The following is a 13224-nucleotide window of genomic DNA, read 5'->3' as shown; positions in this document are numbered from 1 at the left end:
TCAGGGCTTGTTGGCGATCAGCGAAATCACTTCGAAATGCGGCGGGCGCTTTTCGCGGGTGACCGTTTCCAGGTTGGAGACCTGCAGGCCGGCCTTGTCGACGAACTTCTTCAGTTCCTTGTCGCTGAAGCCAAGGTTGACGTGGCCATAGGCATCGACCGCGGCCTTGTGCTCGTGGCGGGCCAGGCTGCACAGCAGCAGGCGACCTCCCGGGCGCAGCACGCGCGCGGCTTCGGTGACCGCCTGCGCCGGCTTGCTGGCGTAGGTCAGTGCGTGCATCAGCACGACCAGGTCGAAGCTGCGGTCCTTGAAGGGCAGGGCATGCATGTCACCCTCGCGCACTTCCACATTGGGCAGGCGGCGCAGGCGTTCGCTGGCGGCAGCCACCACACGTGCGCTGGTGTCGATACAGACGTAGCGCCGGGCGTGCGGGGCGACCAGTTCGGCCAGCACACCATCACCGGAGGCGATATCCAGCACGTCGCCGGTTTCCAGCAACGGCAGCGCGGTGCGCGCCAGCGCTTCCCAGGTGCGACCCGGGGAATAGTGGCGTTCCATGTCACCGGCCACGCTGTCGGCCCAGTTCTGGTCGGAAGCGCGGTGGGCGAGCACCGCAGCAACCCGCTCAGCGTCCTGGCGCAGCAAGGGGTCGTCGCTTCCGTTGCTCAGGGCATGCCACAATGTACGCTGCGCCGGGTCCAGCTGGGCCTCGTCGAAGCGGTAGTAGGCCGACACGCCCGCCCGGCGGTCGCGCACCAGGCCGGCTTCCTTCAGGCGCGCCAGATGAGTGGACACCCGCGGCTGCGCCAGCCGGGTGATGGCCGAGAGCTCGGCCACGGTCAGCTCCTCCTGCTCCAGCAGCGCCAGCAGGCGCACACGGGTAGCGTCGGCGAACACCTTCAGGCGGGTCGACCAGTCTTCCAGGTCCATAAACATCTACCTATCGCGATATAGAGATATATTCGCCGACCGTGCCCCTTGCGGTCAAGTCGCAGCTCCCAGTCAGTCAGCCGCCGATGCGCGGCCCCGGTACAATCGGGGCACCTGGGCGCGCGCTGCGCGCCCATAACATCATGTACCCGGGAGGGTGTTGTGGATTTCAGCTTTACCGAAGAGCAGTTGATGCTGCAGGACGTGGCGCGTCGCATCGCGCAGGAGAAGATCGCCCCGAGTGCGGAGCACCATGACCGTACGGGCGAGTTCCCGCTGGACAACATCCGCCTGCTGGGCGAGAACGGCCTGATGGGCATCGAAGTGCCGACCGAATACGGTGGCGCGGGCATGGACCCGATCGCGTACGTGCTGGCGATGGTGGAGGTCGCCGCCGGTGATGCTGCGCATTCGACCATCATGTCGGTCAACAATTCGCTGTTCTGCAACGGCATCCTGACCCATGGCAGCGAAGCGCAGAAGCAGAAGTACGTGCGTGCCATCGCCGAAGGCGAGGCCATCGGTGCATTCGCGCTGACCGAGCCGCAGTCGGGCTCGGATGCCACCGCGATGCGTTGTCGTGCGATCAAACAGGCCGATGGCAGCTATGTCATCAACGGCAAGAAGAGCTGGATCACCTCCGGCCCGGTGGCCAAGTACATCGTCCTGTTCGCGATGAGCGAGCCGGACAAGGGCGCGCGCGGCATCACCGCCTTCATGATCGACACCGACAAGGCCGGTTTCGGCCGCGGCAAGACCGAACCGAAGCTGGGCATCCGTGCCTCGGCCACCTGCGAGATCGAGTTCAACGACTACGTGGCGCAGCCGGAAGACGTGCTGGGCCAGGAAGGCGAGGGCTTCAAGATCGCCATGGGCGTGCTCGACGCCGGCCGCATCGGTATCGCCTCGCAGGCGATCGGCATTGCGCGTGCCGCCTATGAAGCGACCCTGGAGTACGTGAAGGACCGCAAGGCCTTCGGTGCGGCCATCGGTACCTTCCAGATGACCCAGGCCAAGATCGCCGACATGAAGTGCAAGCTGGACGCGGCGCTGCTGCTGACCCTGCGTGCGGCCTGGGTGAAGGGCGAGGGCAAGCGCTTCAGCAACGAGGCGGCCATCGCCAAGCTGACTGCTTCGGAAGCGGCGATGTGGATCACCCACCAGGCCGTGCAGATCCATGGCGGCATGGGCTATTCCAAGGAAATGCCGCTGGAGCGCTACTTCCGTGATGCCAAGATCACCGAGATCTACGAAGGCACATCGGAGATCCAGCGCCTGGTGATCGCCCGCAGCGAGACCGGGCTGCGCTGATCACCAACGGCCGCGCCGCTGCAATGGCGGCGCGGCAGTAGATCCACGCCATGCGTGGATGGTGTTCTGCCCGGATCGCGTACCTGCCTCTGGCCTCCCAGAATTCCTGCTGCTCTAATGCGTATCGTTTTTCTGGAGGTACCGCATGATCTACCGCGGCTGGGGCTTCATGACGCTGGTGACGCCGATCGCAGGCATCCTGTTGCTGGCGTATTTCTTCCCGCACGACGGCCCCAGGGGCAACATTCCGCTGCAGCAGGTGCTGCTGGGTGCGGGCATCGGCGCTGCCGTCAACGTGCTGCTGGGCCTGTGGCTGAACCGTGCGCCCCGGCAGAAGGGCGAGGCCGCGCCCCATCATTTCTTCTTCGCGCCGATGCAGTGGGTCGGATTGGTGATCGTTGCAGTGTGCGTGGTGACCGCCTTGCTGCGCTGACACGTCGCCTTGGCAAGCGCCAACCAAGGTTGGCGACTACCGGGCATGCCGCTGCTTTGGTAGATGCCAACCTTGGTTGGCATGAATTCAAAAGCAGCAAAAAAAAGGCCCCGGATCGCTCCGGGGCTTTTTTCATTTCAGCAACTCACCGCCGGATCAACGATCCGGGCGGTGGGCGCTTTCCGCATCACGCTGGCGGCCGAGGAATTCCTTCGACGGTTCATCCAGCTTGTCGCCCAGCATGCGGCGCACGACCACGAAGAACACCGGGATCATCAGCAGGCCGAGCAGGGTGGCGAACAGCATGCCGCCGATCACGCCGGTGCCGATGGCGTGACGCGAGTTGGCGCCGGCACCGGTGGAGATCGCCATCGGGATGACGCCCATGATGAACGCGAAGGACGTCATCAGGATCGGGCGGAATCGCAGGCGCGCCGCTTCGATGGTGGCATCGCGCAGGGTCTTGCCCGCCGCACGCTGCTCCACCGCGAACTCCACGATCAGGATCGCGTTCTTCGCGGCCAGGCCGATCACGGTGATCAGGCCGATCTTGAAGAACAGATCGTTCGGCAGGCCGCGCATCATCGACAGGGCGAGTGCACCCAGCACGCCGAGCGGTACCACCAGCAGCACCGCCACCGGAATCGACCAGCTTTCATACAGCGCGGCCAGGCACAGGAACACCACCACGATGGACAGCACCAGCAGCAGCGTCGCGGCGTTGCCGGCCAGGATTTCCTGGTAGGACAGGCCGGACCAGTCGTAGCCGAAGCCCGCCGGCAGGTCGTCGTTGACGATGCCTTCCATGGTCTGCATCGCTTCACCCGAGCTGGTGCCCGGTGCCTGCGAACCGACGATGTTGATCGCCGAGTAGCCGTTGTAGCGGCTCAGCGACGGCGGTGCCGAGACCCATTCGGACTTGACCACCGTGCTCAACGGGATCATCGCGTTGGTGCCATCGGCATTGGTGGTCAGGCTGGACGGGCTGTAGAAGCTCTTCAGCGATTCCTGGCCGGTGCGGTACGGACCATCGGCCTGCATGGTCACGCGCTTGATGCGGCCTTCGTAGAAGAAGTCGTTGACGTACACCGGGGCCAGCATCAGCTGGATGGTGCTGTACACGTCCGACACCGACATGCCCATCGATTGCGCCTGCACGCGGTCCACGTGCAACTGCAGCTGCGGGGCGTTTTCCAGGCCGTTCGGGCGTACACCCACCAGATGGTCCGGCTTCTGCGCGGCCTGGCCGAGCAGGATGTTGCGGGCCTGGGTCAGCTGCTCGTAACCAGCACCACTACGGTCCTGCAGCCACATGTCGAAGCCACCGAACTGGCCAAGGCCCTGCACGGTCGGCAGGTTGACCACGAAGATCTGCGCTTCCTTGATGCCGTAGAACGCGCCGTTCATGTTCTGGATGAATTCCGGAGCAGTGAACTTGCGCTCTTCCCACGGCTTCAGGCGGATGAAGCCCATGCCCACGTTCTCGCCGGAGCCGACGAAGCTGAAGCCGGCCACCTGCAGCATGCCTTCATAGCCATCCTGCTTTTCCAGGATGCCGCGCATCTGTGCGAACGCTTCGTTGGTCTGGCTCTTGGTCGAGCCCGGCGGCAACTGCACGATCGCCAGTGCATAGCCCTGGTCTTCTTCAGGCAGGAAACTGCCCGGCATGCGGGTGAACAGGAAGCCGCACAGCGCGGTCAGCACCACGAACAGGATCATCCAGCGTGGGGCATGGCGCACCGCGGAGGTGATGTGGCCCACGTAGGTGTGGCTGATCTTGTCGTAGTACTTGTTGAAGGTGCGGTAGACGATGTTCGGGTTGTCGTTGTGCGTCGGCTTGAGGAACGTCGCGCACAGCGCCGGGGTGAAGCCCAGTGCCAGGAACGCCGAGAACGCCATCGAGATGGCGATGGTCAGGGCGAACTGCTTGTAGATCTCACCGGCCGCACCGCCCTGCAGGGCCGAGGGGATGAACACCGCCGCCAGCACCACGGTGATCGCCACCACCGCGCCGGTGATCTGGGTCATCGCCTTCTGCGTGGCCGGCTTCGGCGCGAGGCCTTCCTCGGTCATGATGCGTTCGACGTTCTCGATCACCACGATCGCGTCATCGACCACGATGCCGATCGCCAGCACCATCGCGAACAGGGTCAGCTGGTTGATCGTGAAGCCGATCATCCACATGCCCAGGAACGTACCCAGCAGGGCCACCGGGATGACCAGGGTCGGGATCAGGGTGGCGCGGAAGTTCTGCAGGAAGATCAGCATCACCAGGAACACCAGCAACACTGCTTCGAACAGGGTCTTGACCACTTCCTGGATCGAGATCTTGACGAAGGTGGTGCTGTCGTACGGCGAGAACCAGGTGACGCCAGCCGGGAAGCTGGGCTGCAGCTCGTCCATCTTGCCGCGCACGGCCTCGGCCACGTTCAGGGCGTTGGCGCCCGGCAGCAGCTGGATCGCGAAGGCGCCGGTGGGCTTGCCGTTGTACTGGGTATCGAAGCCATAGTTGTTGGCACCGAAGGCAACGCGGGCGATGTCCTTCAGCAGTACGCGCGAGCCGTCAGCATTGGCGCGCAGGATGATGTTCTCGAACTCCTGCGGCGAGCTGAAGCGGCCTTCGGCCGATACCGTGGCAGTGAAGTGCTGGCCTTCCGGCGACGGGTCGGAGCCCAGCGCACCGGCAGCGAACTGCACGTTCTGCGCGCGTACCGCCGCCAGCACCTGGCTGGCCGACAGGCCATAGCCCTGCATCTTTTCCGGGTTGAGCCAGATGTTCATGGCGTACTCGGAGCCGAACTGCTGGGTGCTGCCGACGCCGGGGATGCGCGAGACCTGGTCGAGCACGCGCGAACCGACGATGTCGTTCAGCGCGTCACGGTTGATGGTCGGCGTATCGGACTGCAGCGCCACCACCATCAGGAAGCCTGCGTTGGCCTTGGCCACCACCACGCCCTGCTGGGTGACTTCCGAAGGCAGTCGCGGCGTGGCCAGCGAGACCTTGTTCTGCACCTGCACCTGGGCGATGTCCGGATCGGTACCGGTCTCGAAGGTCAGGGTGATCGAGGCGCGGCCGTTGGACGCGGACGAGGAGCTGAAGTACAGCAGGTGATCGATACCGGTCAGCTGCTGCTCGATCACCTGGGTGACCGACTTCTCCGTGGTGTCCGCGCTCGCGCCCGGGTAGGTGGCCGAGACGGTCACCTGCGGCGGGGCGATGTTGGGGTAGGACTCCACGCCGAGGTTGAGGATCGCGATCACGCCGCTGAGCGAGATCAGGATCGCCACCACCCAGGCGAAGACTGGATGTTCAATGAAAAATTTAGGCATGACGGAAGGTCCCGTTACTGCTTGTTCGATTCGGTGGCGGCCGGCTCGGCCTTGTCGGCCTGGTCAGCCTTGGCCGGTGCCTTGGCGTCGGCCGGAGCCGCGGCAGCCGCGCCCTGAGCAGCAGCGCCGGCGGCAGGCTTGCCGTTGGCATCCTGGCCCGGGGTCCACGGCTTGGCCGTGGCCGGCGTACCCTCCTTGACCTTCTGTACGCCGGCGACGACCACCTTGTCACCGGCGGCCAGGCCTTCGCTGACCAGCCAGTTGCCGTTCTGCGCGCCGTCGGTCTTTACGTTCTTGCGTGCGACCTTGCCGTCGGCGCCGACCACCATCACATAGCCGCCGGTGGTGTCACGCAGCAGCGCCTGCTGCGGCACCAGATAGGCGTTGTTGCGCTCGCCCAGGTTGGCCTGGAAGCTGACGAAGGCGCCCGGCAGCAGGATCTTCTGCGGGTTCGGCAGCACCGCACGCAGCGATACCGCGCCGGTGGCCGGGTCGACCGTGGTCGAGGAGAAGTCCAGCGTGCCCGGTTCGCTGTAGGTGCTGCCGTCGGCCAGCTTGACGTTGACCGTGGCCTTGCCGTCGCCGGACAGGGCCAGCGTGCCCTTGGCCTGCTGCGCACGCAGCTGGGTCAGTTCATCCACGCTCAGCGAGAAGTTCACGTACAGCGGGTCGAGCTGGTCCACGGTGGTCAGCAGGGTCACATCGCCCTGGCCGACCAGCGCGCCTTCGGTGACCTGCTGCTTGTTGGCCACGCCGCTGATCGGGGCGGTGACGTTGGTGTAGCCCAGGCTGATGCGGCTGCTGGTCACCGAGGCTTCGGCCTGCTTGACTGCGGCCAGCGCGGTGCGCTCGGCCGACTCGGCGTTGTCCAGGTCGGCCTTGGACACGAACTTCTGCGGTGCCAGCGAACGGGCGCGGTCAGCGGCGACCTTGGCGTTGGCGTAGGTCGCGCGGGCCGAAGCCAGCTGGGCTTCGGAGGCGCTGAGCGAGGCGCGCAGCGGTGCCGGATCGATCAGGAACAGGGTCTGGCCCTGCTTGACCTCGCTGCCTTCCTGATAGACGCGCTTGAGCAGCACGCCAGGTACGCGGGCGCGCACATCGGCGCTGCGGAACGGCGACAGGCGACCGACCAGCTCGCGCTGCAGCGGCAGGGTCTGCGGCTTGGCGTCGATCACGCCCACCTCCGGCGGTGGGGGCGTCGGCTGTTCCGGCTTCTTGCAGGCAGCTACGGCGACAGCAACGGCGCACGTCAAGGCAAGGGTGCGGAGTGGGGCGGTCATCAGGAGGAACTCCGGGGTTGGTTTGAAGACGGGGCCGGCGAGGGCTGCGGCGCGAACGCGCGCAGGAAGCCATCGACGGAGAACTCTGCCCAGCGCCGACGCAACGCAGCGTCATCACGATGGGGGGTATGGAAGCGCTGTTTGTCGAAATCCTGACCGGCGATCATGCTCAGCAGCAGTTCGGCCATGAAGTGCGGGTCGTCATGCCGCAGCAGACCGCGACTGCAAACGGTTTCAATCCATTCAGCAAGATGAAGCGTCAGCGCGCCGGCGCCATGCCGGTACAGCGTACGCGCCTCTTCGGGAAACTGTGCTGCATCGGCGGCGATCAGGCGGCAGGCCTGACCGACGTGGGGCTGGTTGAAGTGCTCCAGGAAGTCGGTGGCGAACTGCAGCAGGCTGCCACGCAGGTCGTCACCGCGGAGTGCACGCAGCATGGCCCCGGTCGCGTGACCGACGTGGCGCTGCATCACCCGCCGCAGCAGGGCCTGCTTGTTGCCGTAGCGCGAGTACAGCGTCTGCTTTGAACACCCGGCGTGCTGGGCGACCGCGTCCATGCTCATCTGCATGCCCTGCTGGGCAAGCAGTTCGCGCACGGCATCGAACACGCGCTCATCACGCGCGTCGAGGGCGACAGGAAGGTAGGCCGGATTCACGCGGTGGACTATACCGTCCAGTTCAGGATTGTGGAATCGCGCCGATGTTGCCGCATGTGTCTTCCGGTAACACGTTTTGCCGATCCTGTCGGCAACGCTGTGCGACCGCGATGCCCATACCGGTGCGAACTGAATAGGGCGTCTAAACCGCAGCAAACCCGAATCTGGTTATTCCGTCCTGCAGCAAGGCCTTTTCGTGCGGTAGGGCTACAATTTCATTTTCCCAACTGAGCAAGCGCGCCGCTCTGCCATGAAACCGCAAAAAACCGCAGCCAAGACCGTGAAAAACAAAAGCAAACCAGTTGAGTCGGAGGTCGCAGTGACCGCTGGTTTCTCCCTGGAGCCGGTGTACACGGCCTTGCGCAAGCGTTACCCCGCGGCCGCTCAGGCCGAGGCAGTGGCATTTGCCTCCAGCTTCTACAAGCGCATGGAGGCCGACGAGTTCCCCCATCACAGCGCTGAGGAATGGGCCGCGCTTGCCGCCGAAACGCTGGAATTCGCCCGCGCCCGCAAGTCCGGCAAGGCCAACGTCCGTGTCTTCAACCCGACGGTGAAGGCCAACGGTTGGGAATCGCCGCACACCGTGCTGCAGATCATCAACGACGACATGCCGTTCCTGGTCGACACCGTGACCATGTCGCTGGCCGAGCATGGCGTTGGCGTGCATGTGCTGGGTCACCCGGTGCTGCATTTCACCCGTGACAAGGCCGGCAAGCTGACCAAGGTCGGCGAGGGCCCGCTGGAATCGGTGATGCTGCTGGAGATCGACCGCCAGCCGGCCGAAGCCATGGCAGACATCGAGCAGGCCATCAACAAGGCGCTGGATGAAGTGCGTGCCATCGTGCGCGACTGGCAGCCGATGCAGGACAAGGCGCTGGCGCTGGCCGACGACCTCGGCAGCCGCCAGCTGCCGGTCGACGCTGCCTCGCGCAAGGAAGCACAGGAATTCCTGCGCTGGGCCGCCGACAACCACTTCACCTTCTTCGGCTACCGCGAGTACCGCGTCGAGAAGCAGGGCAAGGAAGACGTACTGGCACCGCTGAACGACACCGGCCTGGGCCTGATGCGCGGCAAGGACAAGTCGGCCGCACGTCCGGTCAAGACCCTGGCCGCCCAAGGCCTGAACACCACGTCCGGGTTGAAGGACGCGCTGATCCTGACCAAGACCAATGCCCGTTCGCGCGTGCACCGCGCCGGCTACATGGACTACATCGGCGTGCTGGAATTCGACGCCAAGGGCAAGATCATCGGCGAACAGCGCTTCCTCGGCCTGTTCACCTCCAGCGCCTACAACCGCCGCCCGTGGGAAATCCCGCTGGTGCGGCAGCGCTACGAACACGTGATGAAGCAGTCCGGCCTGGCCGGCTCCAGCCATAGCGGCAAGGCCCTGCGTCACATCCTGGAAACCCTGCCGCGCGAAGAACTGTTCCAGTCCAGCGAGGACGAACTGTTCCGCACCGCGATGGGCGTGCTGGGCCTGCAGGAGCGCGTGCGCAGCCGCCTGTTCCTGCGTCGCGACAAGTACAGCCGTTTCATTTCCGCGCTGGTCTACCTGCCGCGCGAGCGTTTCAACACCGACGTGCGCCTGCGCATCGAAGCGATGCTCAAGGAAGCACTGCACGGCGAGTACGTGGACAGCTCGGTGGTGCTGGGTGAATCGCCGTTGGCCCAGGTGCACCTGATCGTGCGTCCGAAGCCGGGCGAAATGCTCGACGTCGATACCGCCGAACTGGAGCAGAAGCTGGCCCAGGTGCTGCGCAACTGGCAGGACGATCTGCGCGAAGCGCTGGTCACCCGCCATGGCGAAGCCGAAGGCCTGCGCATTGCTGCGCGTATCGGCAAGGCGCTGCCGGCCGGTTACATCGAAGACAACAGCACCGCCGTTGCCGCCAACGATGTCAGCCAGCTCGATGCGCTGACCGGCCCGGACGACCTGCGCCTGAGCCTGCAGGCCGTGCCGCGCGAATCCGGCGATGGCCTGCGCCTGAAGCTGTATCGCCAGCTGGATGACATCCCGCTGTCGGACGCGCTGCCGATGATGGAAAACATGGGCCTGCGCGTGATCGCCGAGCGTCCGTACCGCCTGTCGGTGGACAACGCGCCGGTGTACGTGCAGGACTTCGAGGTCGAATCGACCGCTGGTGCGATCGATGCGGCCAGTGTCGACGAAGCCTTCGGTGAGACCTTCGCCCGCGTGTGGCACGGCGATGCCGAGAACGATGGCTTCAACCGCCTGGTGCTGGCGGCCGGCCTGCACTGGCGCCAGGTCGCCATGCTGCGTGGCTACTGCAAGTACCTGCTGCAGACCGGCGTGCCGTTCTCGCAGGCGTACGTCGAAGGAACCTTCACCCGCTACCCGCTGCTGGCACGCCTGCTGGTGGAACTGTTCGAAGCCCGCTTCGATCCGGCCACCGGTCATGAAAGCAAGGACGACATCGCCACCGGCCAGGCGCAGCTGAAGGCCCACCTCGACGTGCTGGCTGCCGGCGACGAGGCCACGCTGAAGGTGCTCAAGACCGTGGTCGACGCCCGCAAGGGTGACCGCGATGCGCAGATGCAGGCCGCGCGCGAAGCGCTGCTGAAGCTGATGGACCGCGTGTCGAGCCTGGACGAGGACCGCATCCTGCGTTCCTTCATGGGCGTGATCGATGCGACCCTGCGCACCAGCTATTACCAGACCGATGGCAACGGCCAGCACGGCCATGTCATCAGCTTCAAGTTCGATTCGGCCCTGGTGCCGGACCTGCCGAAGCCGCGCCCGTACCGCGAAATCTTCGTGTACGGCCCACGCGTGGAAGGTACCCACCTGCGCTTCGGTGCCGTCGCTCGTGGCGGCCTGCGCTGGTCGGATCGCCGCGAAGACTTCCGTACCGAAGTGCTGGGCCTGGTCAAGGCGCAGATGGTCAAGAACACCGTCATCGTGCCGGTCGGCGCGAAGGGTGGCTTCTTCGCCAAGATGCCGCCGGTGAACGGCGATCGCGATGCGATCTTCGCCAACGGTGTGGCCTGCTACAAGCTGTTCATCCAGGGCCTGCTGGACATCACCGACAACATCGTCAACAACAAGATCGTGCCGCCGGTGGATGTCGTGCGCCACGACATGGACGATCCGTACCTGGTGGTGGCCGCCGACAAGGGCACCGCGACCTTCTCCGACATCGCTAACGGCCTGGCCATCGCGCACGGCTTCTGGATGGGCGATGCGTTCGCCTCCGGTGGTTCGGTCGGCTACGACCACAAGGGCATGGGCATCACCGCGCGCGGCGCATGGGAGTCGGTCAAGCGCCACTTCCGTGCACTGGGCCGTGACAGCCAGACCCAGGACTTCACCGCGGTCGGCGTCGGCGACATGTCCGGCGACGTGTTCGGCAACGGCATGCTGTTGTCGCGCCACATCCGCCTGGTCGCTGCGTTCGACCACCGCCACATCTTCCTGGACCCGAACCCGGATGCAGCGACCACGTTCGTCGAACGTGAGCGTCTGTTCACCGTGCCGCGTTCGAGCTGGGCGGACTACGACGCCAAGCTGATCAGCAAGGGCGGCGGCGTGTATCCGCGCAGCCTGAAGTCGATCGAGATCACCCCGCAGGTGCGTGAGGTGCTGGGCCTGGACGAGAGCGTCAAGGCGCTGTCGCCGAATGACCTGATGAGCGCGATCCTGAAGGCACCGGTCGACCTGCTGTGGAACGGCGGCATCGGTACCTACGTCAAGGCCGCAAGCGAGCAGCACAGCGATGTCGGCGACCGCGCCAACAACGCCCTGCGCGTGAACGGTGGCGAGCTGCGCTGCAAGGTGGTGGGCGAGGGCGGCAACCTGGGCATGACCCAGCTGGGCCGCATCGAAGCCGCCCAGGCTGGCGTGCTGCTCAACACCGACTTCATCGACAACTCGGCCGGTGTGGATACCTCCGACCATGAAGTCAACATCAAGATCCTGCTCAACGATGTGGTGCGGGCCAAGAAGCTGACCGTCGAGCAGCGCAACAAGCTGCTGGCGTCGATGACCGACGAAGTCGCTGCGCTGGTGCTCAACGACAACTACCGCCAGAACCAGGCGCTGAGCCTGATGGAGCGGATGGCGGTCAAGCGCCTGGGTTCCAAGCAGCACTTCATCCGTACGCTGGAACAGCAGGGCCTGCTGGATCGCCAGATCGAGTTCCTGCCGTCCGATGCCGAGCTGTCCCAGCGCAAGGCGCGCGGCCAGGGCCTGACCCGTCCGGAACTGTCGGTGCTGCTGTCCTATTCCAAGCTGGTGGCGTTCGCCCAGCTGCTGGATTCGGACATCCCGGAAGATCCGTACCTGTCCAAGGAACTGCAGCGCTACTTCCCGACCCCGCTGCAGAAGAAGTACGCCGACGCGATGGAGCGTCACCGCCTGAAGCGCGAAATCATCGCCACGGCCGTGACCAACCAGACCATCAACCGCATGGGCGCCACGTTCCTGATGCGCATGCAGGAAGACACCGGCCGCACCATCGCCGAGGTCGCCAAGGCCTACACCATCAGCCGCGAAACGCTGGATGCACGCGCGCTGTGGGCGCAGATCGACGCCCTCGACGGCACCCTGCCGGAGTCGGTGCAGATCGATGCACTGGAAGTGATCTGGAAGCTGCAGCGTTCGTTCGTGCGCTGGCTGCTGTCGCGTCCGGGCCCGATGCCGGGCATCACCGAAGCGGTCAACCGCTACCAGGGTCCGTTCAACGACATCCGTGTTGCATCGGGTGTGCTGCCGGATTCGCAGCGTCCGACCTACGAAGCCCTGGTGGCCGAGTGGAAGGAAAAGGGCCTGCCGTCGGCACTGGCACAGCAGCTGGCCGAACTGCACTTCCTGGAGCCGGCGTTCGACATCATCGAACTGGCCCGTACCCGCAAGCTGAAGCCGGTGGATGTCTCCAAGATCCACTTCCGCCTCGGCGACGCCCTGCAGCTGCCGTGGCTGTTCGAGCAGATCGACGCGCTGGAGGTCAACGGCCGCTGGCACGCGGTGGCACGCGGCGTGCTGCGCGACGAACTGGCTGCACACCACCGCAGCCTGGCCGGCCAGGTGCTGGCCACCAAGGGCAGCACCGCTGAAGCCAAGGTGGCCGCATGGATCGGTCGTGACGACAGCAGCCTGCGCTTCACCCTGGCGATGCTGGCCGAACTGGCCGAGCAGAAGACCCTGGACTACCCGACCGTTTCGGTCGCAGTCCAGCGCCTGGGCCAGCTCGCCGCCCACGGCGCGTAAGTGATGTAGTGCCAGGCCATGCCTGGCATGCGTGAACCGGAACGGCCCCGCGAAAGC

The 13224-nt window shown here is 65.3% G+C and carries 7 protein-coding genes; 3 read left to right on the top strand and 4 right to left on the bottom strand.

Annotated elements, in window-relative coordinates:
• A complete protein-coding gene (locus CR919_RS15535) occupies positions 1–930 on the bottom strand; it encodes a metalloregulator ArsR/SmtB family transcription factor (RefSeq protein ID WP_099820781.1) in 930 nt (309 codons plus the stop codon).
• Between the two features lie 162 nt (positions 931–1092).
• Between CR919_RS15535 and CR919_RS15530 the strand changes: the two genes are divergently transcribed.
• The gene (locus tag CR919_RS15530) at positions 1093–2241 is read left to right on the top strand and encodes an acyl-CoA dehydrogenase family protein (protein ID WP_099820780.1); all 1149 of its coding nucleotides are present in this window, start codon (positions 1093–1095) and stop codon (positions 2239–2241) included.
• Between the two features lie 145 nt (positions 2242–2386).
• On the top strand, positions 2387–2674 hold the full coding sequence (locus CR919_RS15525) for a hypothetical protein (RefSeq protein WP_099820779.1): 288 nt from the start codon (positions 2387–2389) through the stop codon (positions 2672–2674).
• 156 nt (positions 2675–2830) lie between these two features.
• On the opposite strand, the gene CR919_RS15520 is transcribed toward CR919_RS15525, so the two are convergent.
• Genes CR919_RS15520 through CR919_RS15510 form a run of 3 tightly spaced genes read right to left on the bottom strand, consistent with a single transcriptional unit; the run spans position 2831 to position 7940 of the window.
• Positions 2831–6004, bottom strand: coding sequence for a multidrug efflux RND transporter permease subunit (locus CR919_RS15520; protein ID WP_025876842.1), 3174 nt, complete (start codon positions 6002–6004; stop codon positions 2831–2833).
• Between the two features lie 14 nt (positions 6005–6018).
• Positions 6019–7284, bottom strand: coding sequence for an efflux RND transporter periplasmic adaptor subunit (locus tag CR919_RS15515; protein WP_099820778.1), 1266 nt, complete (start codon positions 7282–7284; stop codon positions 6019–6021).
• Complete coding sequence (locus CR919_RS15510; protein ID WP_025876846.1) at positions 7284–7940, bottom strand: TetR/AcrR family transcriptional regulator; 657 nt, start codon at positions 7938–7940, stop codon at positions 7284–7286. Before CR919_RS15510 ends, CR919_RS15515 begins: the two co-directional genes overlap by 1 nt.
• A gap of 250 nt (positions 7941–8190) precedes the next feature.
• On the opposite strand from CR919_RS15510, the gene CR919_RS15505 reads away from it, so the two are divergent.
• A complete protein-coding gene (locus CR919_RS15505) occupies positions 8191–13167 on the top strand; it encodes an NAD-glutamate dehydrogenase domain-containing protein (RefSeq protein WP_099820777.1) in 4977 nt (1658 codons plus the stop codon).
• The last annotated feature ends 57 nt before the right edge of the window (positions 13168–13224 follow it).

Source organism: Stenotrophomonas sp. LMG 10879 (assembly GCF_002750935.1).
In the GTDB taxonomy this organism is placed as follows: domain Bacteria; phylum Pseudomonadota; class Gammaproteobacteria; order Xanthomonadales; family Xanthomonadaceae; genus Stenotrophomonas; species Stenotrophomonas lactitubi_B.
The sequence above is the reverse complement of the archived record's forward strand: the minus strand, read 5'-3'. Positions and strand labels throughout refer to the sequence as shown.